This window comes from Rhodococcus sp. ACT016, assembly GCF_050477185.1.
In the GTDB taxonomy this organism is placed as follows: Bacteria; Actinomycetota; Actinomycetes; order Mycobacteriales; family Mycobacteriaceae; genus Prescottella.
Window position 1 is genome coordinate 3,129,488 of the sequence record NZ_JBEAET010000001.1, and the last position, 17,220, is coordinate 3,146,707.

Annotated in this window: 16 protein-coding genes and 1 tRNA gene; 5 read left to right on the forward strand and 12 right to left on the reverse strand. The window is 69.5% G+C overall.

Features of this window, described 5'->3' with window-relative positions; translation table 11 throughout:
- Positions 1-16 precede the first annotated feature (16 nt).
- From ACQ5DX_RS14370 to ACQ5DX_RS14415, 10 genes are all read right to left on the reverse strand, one after another.
- Positions 17-2,047 (reverse strand): cytochrome c oxidase assembly protein, encoded by a 2,031-nt coding sequence (locus ACQ5DX_RS14370; protein ID WP_430333256.1) that lies wholly within the window; start codon positions 2,045-2,047, stop codon positions 17-19.
- Between the two features lie 17 nt (positions 2,048-2,064).
- Positions 2,065-3,333, reverse strand: coding sequence for a vWA domain-containing protein (locus ACQ5DX_RS14375; RefSeq protein ID WP_430333257.1), 1,269 nt, complete (start codon positions 3,331-3,333; stop codon positions 2,065-2,067).
- Complete coding sequence (locus ACQ5DX_RS14380) at positions 3,330-3,998, reverse strand: SRPBCC family protein (protein WP_430333258.1); 669 nt, start codon at positions 3,996-3,998, stop codon at positions 3,330-3,332. Before ACQ5DX_RS14380 ends, ACQ5DX_RS14375 begins: the two co-directional genes overlap by 4 nt.
- Positions 3,999-4,008: 10 nt before the next feature.
- The gene (locus tag ACQ5DX_RS14385) at positions 4,009-4,896 is read right to left on the reverse strand and encodes an AAA family ATPase (RefSeq protein ID WP_430335665.1); all 888 of its coding nucleotides are present in this window, start codon (positions 4,894-4,896) and stop codon (positions 4,009-4,011) included.
- An 11-nt stretch (positions 4,897-4,907) separates the two neighbouring features.
- Entirely contained in the window at positions 4,908-5,498 is a 591-nt protein-coding gene (locus tag ACQ5DX_RS14390; RefSeq protein ID WP_430333259.1) for a nucleotidyltransferase family protein, read from the reverse strand.
- Entirely contained in the window at positions 5,489-6,382 is an 894-nt protein-coding gene (locus ACQ5DX_RS14395; protein WP_430333260.1) for an XdhC family protein, read from the reverse strand. The genes ACQ5DX_RS14390 and ACQ5DX_RS14395 overlap by 10 nt, the downstream gene beginning before the upstream one ends.
- A 12-nt stretch (positions 6,383-6,394) precedes the next feature.
- Positions 6,395-8,818 carry an aerobic carbon-monoxide dehydrogenase large subunit gene (locus ACQ5DX_RS14400; RefSeq protein WP_430333261.1) on the reverse strand — a complete coding sequence of 808 codons (2,424 nt, stop codon included), beginning with the start codon at positions 8,816-8,818 and terminating at the stop codon, positions 6,395-6,397.
- Positions 8,815-9,312, reverse strand: a complete 498-nt coding sequence (locus tag ACQ5DX_RS14405; RefSeq protein ID WP_430333262.1) for a (2Fe-2S)-binding protein — start codon at positions 9,310-9,312, stop codon at positions 8,815-8,817. The genes ACQ5DX_RS14400 and ACQ5DX_RS14405 overlap by 4 nt, the downstream gene beginning before the upstream one ends.
- A 1-nt stretch (position 9,313) precedes the next feature.
- Complete coding sequence (locus ACQ5DX_RS14410; RefSeq protein WP_430333263.1) at positions 9,314-10,216, reverse strand: FAD binding domain-containing protein; 903 nt, start codon at positions 10,214-10,216, stop codon at positions 9,314-9,316.
- A gap of 107 nt (positions 10,217-10,323) precedes the next feature.
- A complete protein-coding gene (locus ACQ5DX_RS14415) occupies positions 10,324-11,460 on the reverse strand; it encodes an XdhC family protein (RefSeq protein ID WP_430333264.1) in 1,137 nt (378 codons plus the stop codon).
- 88 nt (positions 11,461-11,548) lie between these two features.
- Between ACQ5DX_RS14415 and ACQ5DX_RS14420 the strand changes: the two genes are divergently transcribed.
- The 3 genes from ACQ5DX_RS14420 to ACQ5DX_RS14430 all read left to right on the forward strand — a co-directional run bounded on the left by ACQ5DX_RS14420 (position 11,549) and on the right by ACQ5DX_RS14430 (position 13,583).
- Positions 11,549-12,505, forward strand: coding sequence for a LysR family transcriptional regulator (locus ACQ5DX_RS14420; RefSeq protein WP_430333265.1), 957 nt, complete (start codon positions 11,549-11,551; stop codon positions 12,503-12,505).
- Positions 12,506-12,565: 60 nt separating this feature from the next.
- Positions 12,566-12,642 (forward strand) — tRNA-Arg (locus ACQ5DX_RS14425).
- A 644-nt stretch (positions 12,643-13,286) separates the two neighbouring features.
- The gene (locus ACQ5DX_RS14430; RefSeq protein ID WP_430333266.1) at positions 13,287-13,583 is read left to right on the forward strand and encodes a type I restriction-modification enzyme R subunit C-terminal domain-containing protein; all 297 of its coding nucleotides are present in this window, start codon (positions 13,287-13,289) and stop codon (positions 13,581-13,583) included.
- Positions 13,584-13,763: 180 nt separating this feature from the next.
- Here ACQ5DX_RS14430 and ACQ5DX_RS14435 read toward each other — a convergent pair whose 3' ends face one another.
- Together ACQ5DX_RS14435 and ACQ5DX_RS14440 are read right to left on the reverse strand one after the other, a co-directional pair.
- Entirely contained in the window at positions 13,764-14,684 is a 921-nt protein-coding gene (locus ACQ5DX_RS14435) for a hypothetical protein (protein ID WP_430333267.1), read from the reverse strand.
- A 284-nt stretch (positions 14,685-14,968) separates the two neighbouring features.
- Positions 14,969-15,550, reverse strand: coding sequence for a DUF3761 domain-containing protein (locus ACQ5DX_RS14440; RefSeq protein WP_430333268.1), 582 nt, complete (start codon positions 15,548-15,550; stop codon positions 14,969-14,971).
- Positions 15,551-15,661: 111 nt separating this feature from the next.
- Here ACQ5DX_RS14440 and ACQ5DX_RS14445 point away from each other — a divergent pair, with 111 nt between their 5' ends.
- Positions 15,662-16,186 carry a hypothetical protein gene (locus tag ACQ5DX_RS14445; RefSeq protein WP_430333269.1) on the forward strand — a complete coding sequence of 175 codons (525 nt, stop codon included), beginning with the start codon at positions 15,662-15,664 and terminating at the stop codon, positions 16,184-16,186.
- 506 nt (positions 16,187-16,692) lie between these two features.
- Positions 16,693-17,112: a hypothetical protein gene (locus ACQ5DX_RS14450; protein ID WP_430333270.1), complete on the forward strand. Its 420-nt coding sequence runs from the start codon at positions 16,693-16,695 to the stop codon at positions 17,110-17,112.
- The last annotated feature ends 108 nt before the right edge of the window (positions 17,113-17,220 follow it).

The following is a 17,220-nucleotide window of genomic DNA, read 5'->3' on the forward strand; positions in this document are numbered from 1 at the left end:
CGGGGTGACCCTACTGCTACAGGCCGGCCTCCCGGTCGCGGCGCGCGAGTTCGGCGAACATCGCGTTGTGCGCGGCCAGATCGGCGTCGTCGTCCCGCTCGGCGGCCCGGTCGACGCGCTTCGCCGTCTTCTGGTCGCTGCGCGACCACTGCACCAGCAGCGCCAGCATGATGATCACGAGCGGCATCTCGCCGGTGGCCCACGCGATGGATCCACCCAGCTGCTGATCGCGCAGCAGGTCGCTGTTCCAGCCGAGGCCCAGTGACCGGTAGAACGTGGCACCCATGACCTCGCCCATGCTCATGAGCGCGATGCCGAAGAACGCGTGGAACGGCAGCGATCCGAACACCACGCCCAGCTTCGTGATGGGCTGCAGCTGCCGCGGCGACGGGTCGACTCCGATCACCACCCAGTAGAAGAGGTAGCCGCTGAGGATGAAGTGCAGGTTCATCAGCAGGTGTGCGGCGTGGCTGTCGACGGAGGCGCTGAAGATGCCGCCCAGGTACAGCGCGTAGAAGCCGCCGACGAACAGCACCGCCGCCACGAGCGGATGGGTGAGGAACCGCGAGATCGGGCTGTGCAGGAACGTCAGCAGCCATTCGCGCGGGCCGGGGACTCCGTCCTTGCCGGCGGGGTGCAGCGCCCGCAGCGCGAGGGTGAACGGCGCGCCGAGCACCAGCAACACCGGCGCGAGCATCGACAGTGCCATGTGGGCGCCCATGTGGACGCTGAACACGGCCGGGGCGTACCGGCCCACGCCCGAGGACGTCGCGATGAGCAGGACGATGCAGCCGGCGAACCAGGCGATGGAGCGCCCGACCGGCCATGCGTCGCCGCGCTTGTGCAGGGCGCGCAGGCCCGCGATGTACAGGACCGCGAGGACGATCGCGGCGGTGCCGAAGATCAGGTCGAACCGCCAGTCCAGGACGAGGCGGGCGAAGGTCGGCGGGCCGTCCAGGTTGTAGCCCAGCTCCACCTCGGGGATCGTCGGAATCGACGAAGGCGGCGGGGGCGGGGTCCGGCCCAGGCCGACCGCGATGCCGATCGTCGCCGCGAACACCAGCACCTCGACGCCGGCGAACCGGATGAGCGCGCCGCGGGACTGGGGGTCGGCGGCGAGCGCCGGGAGCGCCTTGCGGCGCTGGAAGAAGCCGAACACGCCGAGCACGACGAGGGCGACGACCTTCGCGACGATCAGGCGGCCGTAGGTGGTGCTGAACAGGTCGTCGAGCGGCATCCGGACGAGGGCGTTGATCACGCCGCTCAGTGCCATCGCGACGAAGCAGATCGTGGCGACGAACGAGAACCGCTTGGCCGCGACGTCGGTGTGGGCGCCACCTCGGCGCGCGTGTGCGAGGAGCGCGAACAGGCCACCGGCCCAGAAGGCGGCGCCGACCAGGTGCCAGATGAGGCTGTTGGTCGCGACGTCGTGGGAGCCGCCCGACGACGAGTGCCCGGTCAACGCGATCGGCATCATCGTGACGATGCCGAGCAGCAGCAGGAACGGCGTCCAGGACCAGCGCAGGGCCAGGCGGGTGACCACGGCGAGCGCGAGCGCCAGGCCTGCGGTCCACGCCCACGCGACGGCGTTCTCGACCTGCCCGATCGCGGCCCACAGGTTGTCCGGCTTGATCGCCACCGAGAACGGCTGACCGGACGTGTCCGACAGCGTCAGCGGCACCAGGAGCACCGCGCACAGCGCCCACACCAGCGCGGCATGCGACGCGGTGCGGACGGCGCGATAGCCGTCGACGTCGAGCACGCCGGTCTTCTGGGGCGGCACCATGAACGCCGCGAACAGCAGCGAGCCGACCGCGATGACGGCCGCGATCTCGCTGACGGCACGGATGGCGGGCAGTCCGTACGTCGTGAACGGGCCCGGGTCGGGAATGCCCATGAGCACCAGCGCCTGGGACGCCGACAGCGCCACGACCAGCGCGGCGACAAGGCCCGCGAGGACACCGCTGACTGCGTAGACGACGCCGGATCCGGCACGGGACGACGGAACGGGAGCGCGGTCGGACTGCTCTCGCAGGGGTGTTGCCATGCCCACCAGCGTAGGACCTACGACAACGTGTCGGACTCGGGCCTCACCCAGCCGGGCCCCTCCGGGGCCAGCGCGCCGCGGCCGACGACGGTCAGCATCTCGCCGAGCGTCGCGACCGAATGCGCCGACAGGAAATCGTCGCAGTACGGCAGGGCCGCCGCCATCGATCCGGCGACGGGCTCGAAACCCGGTGTGGCCGCGCGAGGATTGAGCCACACCAGCCGGTGGGCGCGCCGATGGATGCGGGCGACCGCGCGGGCCAGGTCGGCCGGCGGATCGCTGTCCCAGCCGTCGGACGCGATGATCACGACAGCTCCGCGCAGCACGGTGCCATGTGGCGAGGACAACAGCGCCGCCAGGCTGCCGGCGATGTGGGTGCCCCCGAATCGGTCCACGACGCGCTCGTTGGCGCGCGCCACCGCGACCTCGGCGCTGCGGTGCGCGAGCACCGACGTCAGGCGCGTCAGCCTGGTCGAGAAGGCGAACACCTCCGCGTCGTCACCGCCGCCGCGCACCACCGCGGCGCGCATCAGGTGGAGGTAGACGTCGGCGTATCCGCGCATCGAGCGGCTCACGTCGCACACCAGGACGATCCGCCGCCGACGCACCCGTGGCCGGCACCGGACCAGCCGGATCGGTTCGAGCCCGGTTCCGCGGGCCCGGCGCATCGTGGCGCGCAGGTCCACCCGACCGTGCCGGTGGCGTTCGTGCCGGCGGCTGCGCCGGGTGGGCCAGAGCGGCCGGGACTGCTCGAGCCACCGTCCCAGCAGCCGCAGGTCCGCGTCGCGGAATTCCCCGAACGACTGGTCCGTGATCGCCTCGAGCGGGCTCGGCAGCCGCAGGGTGATGCCGATCGTCTCGCTGCCGTCGTCGTCCGCGGGGCCGGCCGCGTCGACGTCCCGCGTCACCCACGGCGGGGCTGCCCGTTCGCCCGACTGTCCCGGCGCTGCGGCGTCGTCGGGCACCCGCCGGTCGACGCGCGCCCGCGGGGCCGCCGGCGCCGACGCGCGTGCCGCCGGATCGAGCGGGAGCACGGCCTCGTCGAACACGGACGCGAACACCGCATCGAATCGCTCGAGGTCGCCGCGGCGACCCACGAGGGTGACGCGTGCCGTCCAGTACAGCCGGCTGCGCCCGGTCGGGGCGAGCACCCGCAGCGCCTCGGTGAACCGGGCCGCGCCGCTGGCCGACACCGCGACGCCGGATGCGCGTGCCCGCGCGACGAGCGCGACGGCGAACGCCGCGAGGTCGACGCCGCGCAGCAGCGCCGGCGGCGGTACGGTCATCGACGCCGCGACCGCAGCACCACGAACACCACCACGGCGGCGACGATCGCCGCGAGCAACGGCGCCACCCGCCGCGCAACGGAACCACCCGCGAGCTCGATGAGGTCGATCGGCTCGGGTTCGGGACCGGCCTCCGCCGGCGGCGCGGGCGCCGGCACCGCGGCGAGCACCGCGGGTTCGGCGACTCCTTCAGTCGCCGCGACCGCCTCGACGGTCGCGGCGCCGCCCGCCAACCGGTCCTCGAGGGAGGCCGCGAACTGCCCCATGAGCTTGGTGGAGACCTGCTGGATCATGCCGCTGCCGAACTGGGCGAGCTTGCCGACCACCTTCATGTCGGTGTCGACCGTCACCCGGGTGGCACTGCCGGACTCCTGCAGGTGGGCCGTGATGGTCGCCGACGCGTTACCGCTGCCCCGCTTCTCGCGGCCGCGAGCGTCGATCACGGCGGTGCGTGACTGCTCGTCCTTCTCGACGAACGAGGCCCGGCCCGCGAACTCGCTCGTCACCGGCCCCACCTTGATCTTCACGGTGCCCAGGTAGTCGTCACCCTCGCGCCCGGTCATCTTCGCCCCGGGCAGCAGCGGCGCGATGCCCTCGAGGTCGGTGAGCACCGCCCACGCGCGGTCGATGGGCGCGTCGACCGTGAACTCGTCTGCAATCTTCATCGTCGTCCTCTCATCCGGTTGCCCCGCTCGCCAGGTAGTCGCCGACGGCCTCCGCCAGCGCGGTCCGGTCGTCGGGGGTCTTCGCGATGGCGCCGAGGCTCGCGAACGCGCCCGCCGGCGCCAGGTCGGCCGCGCCCAGCGCGGCCAGCGCCGACACCCAGTCGATGGCCTCCGCGATCCCGGGCGGTTTGTCGAGATCGAGCGACCGCGCCGACGCGACGAAACCGGTGACGCTCGCGATCAGCGCGGCCGTGGCACCGGGCACGGTCCGCCGCAGGATCGCGGCCGCGCGCTCGGGCGCCGGATAGTCGATCCAGTGGTACAGACAGCGCCGGCGCAACGCGTCGTGCAGGTCGCGGCTGCGGTTGGACGTCAGCACCACTATCGGCGCCCGCTCCGCGGCGAACGTGCCGACCTCGGGCACCGTCACCGACGACTCGCCCAGGAACTCGAGCAGCAGCGCCTCGAATTCGTCGTCGGCACGGTCGATCTCGTCGATCAGCAGCACCGGCGGCAGGGGGCCGCGGTGGCGCACGCACCTCAGGATCGGACGCTCCTGGAGGAACTGTTCGGTGAACAGGTCTGCCTCCTCCAGGCGTTCACCGCGGGCCTCCGACAGCCGCACGGCGAGCAGTTGCCGCTGGTAGTTCCAGTCGTACAGCGCCTCGTCCGCGCCCAGACCCTCGTAGCACTGCAACCGCACGAGGTCGGTGCCGAGTGCCGCCGCGAGTGCCTTCGCCGCCGTCGTCTTCCCCACCCCGGGCTCCCCCTCGAGGAGCAACGGCCGCCCCAACCGCAGCGCCAGGAACAGCGCGGTGGCGGTGCCGTCGTCGAGCAGGTAGTCCTGCGCGTCGAATCGTCGGATCAACTCGTCGACGTCGGCGAAGTACGCATCCACGGCCGGTCCACTCACGACACGTCCCGGTCCTGATCGAGCAGGGCCCGGTAGCCGTCCCACGTGTCGACGTCGAGCGGGACCCGCTCCTCGATCGGAACCGCGAACGCGTCGACATCGTCGCTGTCGAAGAGCTTCCACACCGCCTTGTCCCCCTGCAGCTGCGCGAGTTCGTCGAAGGCGTTGCGCCCCAACCACAGTGGATGCCCGAACCCGTCCTCGTAGCGGCACAGTCCGATGTTCTCCATCGCGCCGCGGGCAATCAGGTCGCGCACCGTCCACGGCCGCACGCCCGGCTGGTCACCCAACAGCAGCACGATTCCCGCCGACAGCGGGTCGACCAGCGGGAGCGCGGCCCGCACCGACGCGGAGCACCCGCTGCCCGCGTCCGGGCAGTGGACCACGGTGCACCCGCGCAGGTCGACGAGCGCCTCGATCGCCTCCGCCGACCCGGGCACCGTCACCAACAGTTGGTGGAAGCGGCACGCTCGCGCCACCGCGAGCGTCGCGTCGAGCAGGGTCGCTCCGCGATACGGCAGCAGCTGTTTGGGCCGCCCCAGCCGCCGCGACCCGCCCGCCGCCAGCACCAGTCCGGTCACGAACATCGCGCACGCTCCTTCTCGTAGGTGCGGCGGCACCCGGGCGCACAGAACCAGTAGTCCTCCCCGTCGATCTGCAGGTGCGGTGTGTCGTCGTCGACGGTGACCGTCATCCCGCACACGGGGTCGATCACCGTCAGCCGGTCGGTCTCCGATGCCGTTGCACCGGTGGATGTTCGGTCCCCCAGGTGCCCGAGGCGGATCTCGTGGACCAGTTCCGCGAGGATCGCCAGCGCGATTTCGCCGGGCGTCCGCGCGCCGATTGCCAGTCCGGCCGGGGTGTGCACGCGCCCCCGCTCGGCGGCGCCCAGTGCGAGTTCGTCGAGGATCGCCGCCCCGCGCTTCCGACTGGCGACGAGTCCGACGTACCCGGTGCCCGCATCCAGGGCCTCTCGGATCGCGCCCGGTTCGTCGCCGCCGAGGCTGGCGACGATCACGGCGGTCTCGCCCTCGCTCGGCACGGCACCGCGACGGACGTCGAGGTCGACCGCGGCGGCCAGGTCCGCGACCGCGTCGGCGACCGGGGTCCGACCGACGATCCGCACGATCGGTGCCGGCAGGCACGGCTGCAGGAAGATCTCCATCGCCCCGCCGGACAGGCAGGGGTTGACGACGACGCGGGCACCGGGCACGTCGGGGTACTCGGGTCCGTCCTCGGGCAGGATCCGCAGCAGCAGGCTCTCCCCCGCCTCGAGCGCATCGGTCGCCGCCTGCCGCACCGAGTTCTGGGCGCACTGGCCTCCCACGAAGCCTTCGATAGTGCCGTCCTCCAACACGATCGCGCCGTCGCCGGGCGACGACGACGTCGGCTGCTGGGCGCGGACCACCGTAGCGCGCACGTAGGCACGCCGCTCGCCGGTCAGCTGGGCGGCGCGCGCACCGAGGTCCATTCGCATCTCCTGTCAGATCGGCGGGGTTGCCCGACCCTGCATCGCCTCCCACACCCTCGACGGCGTCAGCGGCATGTCCGCATGACGCACCCCGAACGGTTTCAACGCGTCGACGACCGCGTTCACCACCGCCGGCGGCGAGCCGACCGTCGCGCTCTCCCCGATCCCCTTGGCCCCGATCGGATGATGCGGCGACGGGGTGACCGTGAACCCGGTCTCGAGGTGCGGCACCTCGAGCGCGGTGGGGATCAGGTAGTCCATGAGCGAGCCGCCGAGACAGTTGCCGTCCTCGTCGAACGCGACGATCTCCATGAGCGCCATGCCGATTCCGTCGGTGATCCCGCCGTGCACCTGGCCCTCGATGATCATCGGGTTGATCCGGGTGCCGCAGTCGTCGACCGCGAGGAAGCGGCGTACTTTCACCTCGCCGGTGCCCGGATCGACGTCGACCACGCAGAAGTACGCACCGTACGGGTACGTGAGATTCTCCGGGTTGTAACAGATCTGGGCCTCGAGGCCGCCTTCGAGCCCGTCCGGCAGGTCGCCGGCACCGTACGAGCGCATGGCGATGTCCTGGATCGTCACCGCCGCCGACGGGTCGCCCTTGACGTGGAATCGCCCCTTCTCCCATTCCAGGTCGGCGACAGACACCTCGAGCATGCCCGACGCGATGATCCGCGCCTTGTCGCGGACCTTGCGCGCCACCAGTGCGGCCGCGGCGCCCGACACCGGGGTGGAGCGGCTGCCATACGTGCCGAGGCCGAACGGGGTGTTGTCGGTGTCGCCGTGCACCACGTCGATGTCCGCGGGCGGGATGCCGAGTTCCTCGGCGACGATCTGCGCGAACGTCGTCTCGTGGCCCTGCCCCTGCGTCTGCACCGACAGTCGCACGACGGCCTTGCCGGTCGGGTGGACGGTCAGTTCGCAGCCGTCGGCCATGCCGAGGCCGAGGATGTCCATGTCCTTGCGCGGCCCGGCACCGACGGCCTCGGTGAAGAACGACATCCCGATGCCCATCAGCTCACCGCGCTCACGGCGCTCGGCCTGTTCGCGGCGCAGGTCGTCGTAGCCGATCATGTCCATGGCCTTGCGCATCGTGGTCGCGTAGTCACCCGAGTCGTACTTCCACCCGGTCTTGGACGTGTACGGGAACTGGTCGGGCCGCAGCAGGTTCTTCAGCCGCAGTTCGGCCGGATCCATGCCGAGGTCGAAGGCTAGACAGTCGACCAGGCGCTCGACCAGGTACACGGCCTCGGTGATGCGGAACGAGCACGCGTACGCGACGCCGCCGGGCGCCTTGTTGGTGTATACGGCGGTCATCTTGCAGTACGCGGCTTCGAGGTCGTAGCTGCCGGTGAACACCCCGAAGAAGCCGGCCGGATACTTCACCGGGGCCGCGGTGCCGTTGAACGCTCCGTGGTCGGCGAGGACGTCGGTTCGGATCGCGAGGATCTTCCCCTCGGACGTCGCGGCGATCTCGCCGACCATGATGTAGTCGCGGGCGAAGCCGGTGCTGGTGAGGTTCTCGCTGCGGTCCTCCATCCACTTGACGGGCTTGCCGGTGAGCAGCGACCCGACGATCGCGCACACGTAGCCCGGATAGATGGGGACCTTGTTCCCGAAGCCGCCGCCGATGTCCGGCGAGATGACCCGGATCTTGTGCTCGGGCAGCCCTGCCACGAGCGCGTACAGCGTGCGGTGGGCGTGCGGGGCCTGGCTGGTGGACCACAGCGTGAGCTTGCCGTTCACGGCGTCGTAGTCGGCCACCGCGCCGCACGTCTCCATCGGCGCGGGATGCACCCGCGGATAGACGATCTCCTGGCGCACCACGACGTCGGCCTTCGCGAACACCGCCTCGGTCGCGTCGGAGTCGCCCGTTTCCCAGTCGAAACAGTGGTTGTCCGCCTTACCGTCGAGGTCGGTACGGATGACGGGCGCGTCCGGCGAGAGCGCGGTCCGCGCGTCGATCACCGGGTCGAACGGCTCGTACTCGACGTCGATCAGCTCGAGGGCGTCGCGGGCGGAGTAGCGGTCCTCGGCGACGACGAACGCCACCTCCTGCCCCTGGAACCGCACCTTGTCGGTCGCGAGGACGGCCTGCACGTCGTTGGACAGGGTGGGCATCCACGCCAGGCCCTTCTCCGCGAGATCGGCGCCGGTGACGACCGCCGCGACCTTGGGATGCGCCTGTGCGGCAGTGGTGTCCACGCGCACCACCCGCGCGTGCGCGATCGGCGACCGGAGAATCGCCAGGTGGAGCATGCCGGGTAGTTGGACGTCGTCGACGTAGTGCCCCTGCCCGCGGATGAAGCGGGGGTCCTCCTTGCGCAGCATCCGGCCGTGCCCACACGGCTTGCCGTCGTTCGAGACGCTGTCGGGGTCGCTTGCTTCCGAGGCCGCGGGCGCTTCGGTCGCGTCGGGGTCGAGCGCGGTCACGGTGCACCTCCGGTCGTGACGGTGTCGGTGGTCGCCCCGCTGTGTTCGGCGGCCCATCGGACCGAGCGGACGATCGTGGTGTAGCCGGTGCAGCGGCAGATCTGGCCGGAGATGGCCTCGCGGATGGTCTGCTCGTCGGGGTCCGGATCGCGGTCCAACAGAGCGCGGGCGGTGATCATCATTCCGGGCGTGCAGAATCCGCACTGCAGGCCGTGGCACTGCATGAAGCCCTCCTGCACTGGGTCGAGGACACCGTCGTTCGCCAACCCCTCGACGGTGCGCACGGCGTGCCCGCCGGCCATGACCGCGAGCATCGTGCACGACTTCACCGGTTCGCCGTCCACCGACACCACGCACGTGCCGCAGTTGCTGGTGTCGCATCCCCAGTGGGTTCCGGTGAGCCCCAGCCGGTCTCGCAGGAAGTGCACCAGCAGCATGCGCGGCTCGACGTCCTCGGTCACCTCGGCGCCGTTGACCGTCATCGTCACCTGCATCTCACGTCTCCCTTCGTGTGGCGGCAGCCCGGTCCGCGGCGGTGCGCAGCGAGCGGACGGTCAATTCGTCGGCGAGGTGGCGCTTGTAGGCGGCGGTGCCGCGCGGGTCGGTGACCGGCGCGCACGCCTGCCCGGCGAGTTCACCCGCCCGCCGGAACGTCTCCTCCGTCGCGGGCTGCCCCTGCAGGAACTCGCCGATCTCGGCCAGCCGACCGGCGTCCGGCTCCACCGCGGTGAGACCGACGGATGCCCCGCCGATCCGGTCGCCGTCGAGCCACAGCGCGACCCCGGCTGCCGCGATGGCCCAGTCCCCGACGCGCCGTTCCACTTTCGAGTACGCGCTCGACGCGGGATGCCCACGCGCGACCCGCGGGATGCGGACCTCGACGAGGATCTCGTTGCCCCGCACCGCGGTCTCGTACGGCGCGACGAGGAACTCCGACATCGGCACCTCACGCACGCCGTCCGGCCCGCGGATCATGCACACGGCCCCGACCACCGAGCACACTGTCGTCAGGTCCTCCGCCGGATCGGCCTGGCACAGCGAGCCGCCGATGGTGCCGCGATTGCGGACCACCGGATCGGCGATCACCCGCTCGGCGTCCCGGAAGATCGGGAACACCGCGGCGAGGTCGTCGGACTCGAGGATCTGACGGTGCCGGACCATCGACCCGATCCGCACGTCATCCGCGCCCGCCACGTCCACGGTGATGTAGCCGAGTTCGTCGGCGAGATCGTTGATGTCGATGAGGTACTCGGGGTTGGCCAGCCGCAGCTTCATCATCGGCAGCAGGCTGTGCCCGCCCGCGACGACCCGCGCCTCGTCCCCGAGTCGGTCGAGCAGGGCGATCGCGTTCTCGACGTCGGTCGCGCGCTCGTATTCGAACAATCCCGGAACCTGCATGTGGCACTCCTCACAGTGCGGGATGGTTCCAGCCTGTGCTCGGCGGTCGCGGGCGTCAAGCACGATTCAGCGATCACTTGACGGCGGTGCCGCCGCGGGCGCCGCGATCATCCGGAATGTTCGTGATGGATGCGTCCGTGCAGGTCACGCAGGCGGCGGCCGTGTCCACCCCATCTGCCGGCGATGATCTCGGCCGCGATCGAGACCGCAGTCTCCTCCGGCGTGCGCGCGCCGAGGTCGAGCCCGATAGGACTCGCCAGCCGCGACAACTCATCGTCGGTGAGCCCGGCCTCGCGGAGCCGGGCGAGGCGGTCGAGGTGGGTGCGCTCGGATCCCATCGCGCCCACGTACGCCACCTGGGGCAACCGCAGGGCGACCTCGAGCAGCGGGACGTCGAACTTGGGGTCGTGCGTGAGCACGCAGATCACGGTGCGCCCGTCGATCTCCCCGGCCTCGGCCTGCGCCGCGAGGTACCGGTGCGGCCACTCGACGATCACCTCGTGGGCGGTCGGGAACCGCGTCCCGGTCGCGAACACCTGCCGCGCGTCGCACACCGTGACCCGGTAGCCGAGGAAGGCGCCCTGCCGCGCGACCGCGGCCGCGAAGTCGATCGCCCCGAACACCAGCATCCGCGGCGGCGGCGCATAGCTCGAGACGAACACGCGCAGGCCCTCGCCGCGTCTCTGCCCGTCCGGGCCGTACCCGAGCACCGAGGTCCGGCCGGCCGCGAGCAGGCCGCGCCCGTCGTCGGCGACGGCCTGGTCGGCGCGCGCGGAACCGAGCGTCCCGCTCGTGGTGTCGGGGCGGATGACGAGGTGCCGTCCGATGCGGAGACGATCCGGCGGGCACGCGTCTTCGATGACGGTGGCGACCGCGACGGGGCGCCGCGCCTCGATGTCGGCGGCGACGTCCGGGAGGTCCGGGAAGGTGCGGCGCGAGACCGGTTCGACGAAGACGTCGAGGATGCCGCCGCACGTCAGGCCCACCGCGAACGCGTCCTCGTCGCTCACCCCGTACCGCTCGAGCACCGGCCGCCCGGTACTCACGACCTCCGACGCCAGTTCGTACACCGCACCCTCCACGCACCCGCCGGACACCGAACCGGTGACCCGACCGTCCGGCGCGACGACCATCGCCGCCCCTGGATCGCGGGGCGCGGACCGGAACGTCGCAACGACGGTGCCCAATCCGGCGGTGCCCCCGGCGCGCCAGATTGCGAGCAGATCGGACAAGACGTCGCGCATCGCGTCAGCCTCCAGCTCCGGCCGTCGCCGCTGGTGAGACCGGTTCATTCGCGGGTTGCGGGCAGGGACGCCGACGTAGGCTCGAAACGTGACTCCCGCTCAACTGCGAGCCTATTCCGCGGTGGTGCGGCTCGGATCGGTTCGAGCGGCGGCACGGGAATTGGGCATGACGGATTCGGGCGTCTCGATGCATATCGCCCAGCTGCGCAGGGAACTCGACGACCCGCTGTACTCTCGCCGACCATCCGGTCTGGCCTTCACCCCCGGCGGGCTGCGCCTCGCGAGCCGCGCCGTCGAGATCCTCGGACTACAACAACAGACGGCCCTCGAGGTCAGTCAGGCCGGCCACGGACGACGACTCCTCAGGATCGCGGCATCGCCGTTGTTCGCCGAGCACGCCGCGCCCGGGCTCATCGACCTGTTCGCCGGGCGTGCGAAGGACCTGTCGGTGGAGTTGAGCGTCCATCCGGCCCGGCAGTTCACGAGCCTCATCTCGGCGCGCGCGGTCGACGTCGCTCTGGGCCCCCGAGTGCTCGGCGACCACCAACCGCTGTGCGTGTACCCGTTCCTCCACTACGAGGTGCTCACCGTGTGCGCACCGGACCACCCCCTGGCGCGCACGCGTCCCGCGCTGCAGCGACTGCGCGAACAGCAGTGGTTCCTCGGGCCGTCCGCCGCCGGCGGCGACGGGGTGATGCGCCACATGCTGCGTGCGCTCGACATCCCCCGGGACCGGCAGCGGATCTTCCAGAGCGACGCCGCGGCCGTCGAAGCCGTCCGCCGCTCGTCGGCCCTCACACTGGCGCTCGGTTTCGCCGTCAGCGACGAACTGTCCGGCGGCGCACTGGGAGTCGTCGAGGGACCCGAACTGCGTGCAGCCGGCGAATGGTGCGTGACGACACTGCACCACCAACACCTCCAGCCCGCCGCGTCCGAACTGCTGCACTTCGTCAGCACCCCCCGCTGCATCCAGGCGATGATCCGCGGCACCGGCGTGGAGGTATCCCACTTCAAGCCGAAGGTGCACGTGACACTCTGGAGTTGACGCCCCACCGGCCACCGGATGCACAAGGCACCGCCGTTCAACGGGTATGCTCTTGGCCGCGCCTCCGTAGCTCAGTTGGATAGAGCAAGAGCCTTCTAATCTCTAGGTCGCAGGTTCGATTCCTGCCGGGGGCACCAAGAATCGCAGGTCAAAGGATCAATCCTTCAGTGGAACTCCTGCCCCACATGGGGCAATCCCACGTTTATTCGCCCTTTATGGCCGAGATCGCCTCGTCCAACGCCTGCGCCGCGAGCCGGTGAACTCGCCTCCGACCGTGGTAGCGATCCTGGGTCATCGACACGTTTGCGTGCCCCAGATGGTCGGCGCCGACGCGCAGACAGCCCGGCCTCGTCGAGAATTGTCGCGGCAGTCTTCCTGAACACGTGGGTACCGACCCAGTCGAAGCCGAGGACGGCCCGCACTCGCCGCCACTGCCCCGCAAAGTTGTCGGGGTCGCGGTAGGTACCCGCACAGTGCGCTCGGCGCTGTCGTAGTCGCGCCACCTCAGCCCCAGCAGCTCGGAGCAGCGCAACCCGATACGGGCGAGCATGATGATCGGGTCGACGAGGTCGACGTCCCGTGCCCGCTGGGAGACGGTGCGCGTGCTGGTCGCCCTTTCTCGCCTTGGCGTGTGGCGGAAGTGGTGCGGTCGAGCTTTGCAGTCCGTCCAGCAATCCGGCCAGCTCCTCGCCGGTGAGCGCGTGCGTGGCGACCTTCCCCTCGGCGACCTCCACGCGGATCGGCTCGATGTCAGAACGGAGGCCTCGGTCCGTTCATTCGCTTGCTCGTCGGCCTTGACCATGCCGCAGCCACTGAGGCAATTGCGGACTACCTCGACGACTCGAAGTACACCGTCGAACAGGTGCGGTTCATCTCGCTGATCGTCGACGAGCTCACCGCCAACGGCGTCGTGGAGCCCGGGCGGCTGTTCGAATCGCCCTACATCGACCACGGGCCCGGCCCCGACCACTTCTTCCCCGACACCGACGTCGACAACATCGTCGGCATCCTCAGCAATTGTCAAGGCCCATGCCCTGCCAACCAGCGCCGCCTGACTGCACACCGTCGACGCCGTTGAAAGCTGTTCTGACACATGACGTCATCAACATCGCCGCCGGTGACTGACCGGCACCACTCGCTGAGGTCCTGATGCAATCACAGGCATTCACCTGACATAAGCGCCGATATCGGTGGGGAAGGTCGGCCCGGCCGACTCCTCCGGCCTTCCGGTGGGTCTCGGTCCGGAAGACTCGCTCCTCTAGTTGTTCTCGTTGAGTTTGAATATGCGGTGTGCATCGTCGATGAGACTCTGGAGCACGGCTTCACCGACGCCCTCGAGGTCCTCGGTGCGTCGGGCAGCGTCGGTGAGCTGCTGACGCTCCTGCTCGACAGCGATGGTGTTGTCGCGGCCGTCGTCGGTGGACTTTTCACGAATCCATTCGAGACGGTCGAACTCGCTGTCCAGGGTCTTAAGGTTGTCCCAGTAACGATTCAACGTCTGTACGCGCTCGAACAGCAGATCGATGCGCTCGTCGAGCGCGCCGCGGCGACTGTTGTAGATCGACATCACCTCGTCGTTCTTGGCGAGCTCGCCGGCGGGCTTGGGCCCGAGAGCCTCCTCGGCATCTCTGATGCTCACGGCTATCGCGGCGATTTGTCGTATCTCACCGTCAAGATCGATACGGATCGCGACGGAGTCGAGGATCGGGTTCGACCAACATTGCTGGAGCTCCATTGCGGTCGCCAGGGCACATGCCGCATAGAGCAGGCGTCCTGGTTGCGACACGCGGATCTTCAGCATCACCTGCAGATCGGTCGGGTTCAGCTTCGGGGATGACAGCATCGGCTCACCATTGCTGCCGTAGCGATCGCCCGACCCGCCGGTCGCCCAACGAGCGAGACGGCTCCGCTCGGCGTTCCGAGCGTTCTCCGCAACAAGCGCGTCGTACCGCGAGGACTTCTCCTGCCATGCGTCGATGGCGATGATGCCGAAACGAATGCCGGTCGCGCCCGCCGGTCGTTTCGCACCGAAGCCGCCCAGCCAGTAGGCGGGCTCGGCGTCCTTTCCCGCTCGGACTAGATCCCACTTGCGGTTGACCCGCGAACCAAGGATCCGACGTATGCCCATCTGAACTCCCTCAAGATAATCCGTCCGTACTATCCCGCACTTCGACTGCATGCAGCTGGAAATCGTGCACCTCACGCGGCGGCACACATGAACCTGTCCAGGTCTCGTGAGGTCTGTCGTCACAGATCCGCGGAACGAGCTGCCCTCCGGCGGAACGATCCTCGGTACAGTCCGTGTGGTCACTTTCCCACGGCCGCGCACAGATCGGGGTCGGTGATGTAGCCCGCCTGGCAGCCGGCCCGCGTCTGCAGATCGACGGAGTGATCGGCGGTCGACACCCTCCGATATACAAAGAGCGGCCCTGCTGGAAGCAGGGCCGCTCAACGCTCTGTCTTTCAGTCGAGCCAGACCGCGACACCTCCGTGCTTGGAGCATGCGCCGCGATGGTTAGTGCCGTAGCTGTAGGTTCCGTCTTTGCATTGAGCGATTGCTTCGCTGGGGGCGGAGGGGGCGGACTTCGGCGAGGGCACGTATGGAGCCGGCTCGGGTGCGGGCGCGGGCGCGGGTGCGGGTGCGGGCTCGGGTGCGGGCGGCGGTGCGATAAGGGGCGCGACGGCAACCTCGGTGGATGGATCCACCACAGGTGCCGGCGGGGGCGGTGCCACGGTGGTCGTCGGGGTCAGTGTTGTGGTGGTCGGCGGCAACGTCGTGGTCGGTGACGGCGTGGTGGTCGTCGTTGTCGGCCGAGCGGTCGTCGTCGCGGTGACCGATGTCGTCGGGCTCGAGGTGTCCGACACTGGCGCATCCTTGTCGGGCGCGATTGCACCGCTGACGAGTGCGAGGCCAAGTGCTCCGGCGGTCACGATGCCGGCGGTCTTGCGACTCGAGATACGCGCCCACTGCAGGTGCCCGCGGATCAGCGCGATGACACCGATGACCAGACCGATCAGGGCGACGAGCCCCAGGAACGTAGACAACGTACTTCCCCCGTGTGATTGAGCAGATGCGTCGCGACATCTAATCATGCGGTCGACTGTCCGGTATGTGAAATTCGAATCAAGTGCGATGGTCCGTGCGCGGCGGTCGTGATGGTCGCTGACAACCTCGCCCCCACGCACAGGCCAGCGATTCACGGGCGGGCAGTGTTCGCGCTCCCGGCCGGGACCTCCGCGCTCCGCAAGACCGTCGACTGCGAGATCGACATCGACGGCGTAGCTGTGCAGCTCAGCGTCCCAGACGCCCTTGGCGCGCTCGTCCTCAAGGGCGGCACCTATCGGGAAGACGCCCGCGACAGGGGCTGGCATCTCGAGGACGCCGCCGTCCTTGCCTGCACGCTCGACAATCCCGTCCGAGAGTGGGATCGCATGATCGGCAGCGATCGCAAACGGGTCAGGTACCTGCCGACTGTACTTGGCCCTAGTCCCAACTCCTTGCCAATTTGGATCGTCGACCAGCCCGCCTCGTACAGCTCTGTCGCGTGCGTGACGAGGCGTGGCGTCATTCTGGTTCGCGACCGCATCGCCACACCCTCTCGGTGCAAGTGCGCACTGACGGTCTGTCGGTGTATCCCGAATTGCTCAGCCAGCTCGAAGACAGTTGCGCCACGGCGGTAGGTATCGACTAGTTTGCTGATCTCGGCCGGCATCAGCTTGTGGTTTGGCCGGAGGGCGGCAGGTGAGTGCCGCGTAGCGGTCATCCTGATGCCACCTGGCGCTGTCGGTACAACGCCGACCTCATCGACTAGTCGCCGGAACGAACTTCTTTGGTTTGAAATGGCTTCACGCAGGAGCACCAAAAACACCTGGTAGATGGGTTGCAAACCCGACTCCATCGGTGACTGGTCCTGATCTCTCGCACCGGTTTCAGTGAAGACACCCGCAGGTAGCGCGCTCGCGCCGACGGTCTGATCGACGATGTCGGCCACCAATTCGTGAACACGACCGCGACCGAAGTACCAGTCTTTCGTCATCGAACTTCCCGGGTCGTTTTGCCGGATCCATGATCGGGTTCGGGCTACGATCCCCCGGACGCGCGGCCTGAGCGCGAGAGACGACTTGGGGAGGGTTCCGAGATGCTTGGTCGATCAGTCACGCCCGTGCGCAGGCCGACGAATTTGGTTGTGGGAGTTGTCGCCGCGGCCGCCACTGCCGCGATTGCAGTGGGTGGGGCCGGGGTGTCGTCAGCCGCCGACGCCGGATCTCTGGACGTGCAAGCGACGCGGATCTCGGTGGACGGCGTCTACCGCGTCGGATTCGACGTTCAGCCGGGGACGTACACGACCGCCGGCGCCTGGCCTGGCGGCCTGCTGCCCTGCGCGTGGGCCCGCACGAAGGATCTGCCTCTCGGCGGTATGGCGACGATTGCGAGTGGGATTTCCTTCGGGCCGGTCACCGTCACGATCGAGCCGGGAGACGACGGGTTCATCACCACCGGCTGCCGAGGGTGGAGTCAGCCTGGCGGAGCCGGCTCTCTCGATGCCGGATCGTCGAGTGGTTCGCTCGACTTCGGGTCACTCGGTACGGGCTCGCTCGGCTCCTGATCGAGAGGGCGCCCGTGGAAGACCGGCACCGCGCTGGCGCCAGTGACGTCAGGGACGCCCTGATCTCCAGGTCGCCGGTTCGATTCCTGCAGGGGACTTCCGAAAGCG

Bases quoted from the DNA above. Each gene is read 5' to 3' on its own strand.
- ACQ5DX_RS14375 (WP_430333257.1), bottom strand. From the start codon at position 3,333: ATGACCGTACCGCCGCCGGCGCTGCTGCGCGGCGTCGACCTCGCGGCG.
- ACQ5DX_RS14435 (WP_430333267.1), bottom strand. From the start codon at position 14,684: ATGCAGTCGAAGTGCGGGATAGTACGGACGGATTATCTTGAGGGAGTT.
- ACQ5DX_RS14390 (WP_430333259.1), bottom strand. From the start codon at position 5,498: ATGTTCGTGACCGGACTGGTGCTGGCGGCGGGCGGGTCGCGGCGGCTG.
- ACQ5DX_RS14395 (WP_430333260.1), bottom strand. From the start codon at position 6,382: ATGGACCTCGGTGCGCGCGCCGCCCAGCTGACCGGCGAGCGGCGTGCC.
- ACQ5DX_RS14405 (WP_430333262.1), bottom strand. From the start codon at position 9,312: ATGCAGGTGACGATGACGGTCAACGGCGCCGAGGTGACCGAGGACGTC.
- ACQ5DX_RS14445 (WP_430333269.1), top strand. From the start codon at position 15,662: ATGGTCGCTGACAACCTCGCCCCCACGCACAGGCCAGCGATTCACGGG.
- ACQ5DX_RS14370 (WP_430333256.1), bottom strand. From the start codon at position 2,047: ATGGCAACACCCCTGCGAGAGCAGTCCGACCGCGCTCCCGTTCCGTCG.
- ACQ5DX_RS14380 (WP_430333258.1), bottom strand. From the start codon at position 3,998: ATGAAGATTGCAGACGAGTTCACGGTCGACGCGCCCATCGACCGCGCG.
- ACQ5DX_RS14415 (WP_430333264.1), bottom strand. From the start codon at position 11,460: ATGCGCGACGTCTTGTCCGATCTGCTCGCAATCTGGCGCGCCGGGGGC.
- ACQ5DX_RS14410 (WP_430333263.1), bottom strand. From the start codon at position 10,216: ATGCAGGTTCCGGGATTGTTCGAATACGAGCGCGCGACCGACGTCGAG.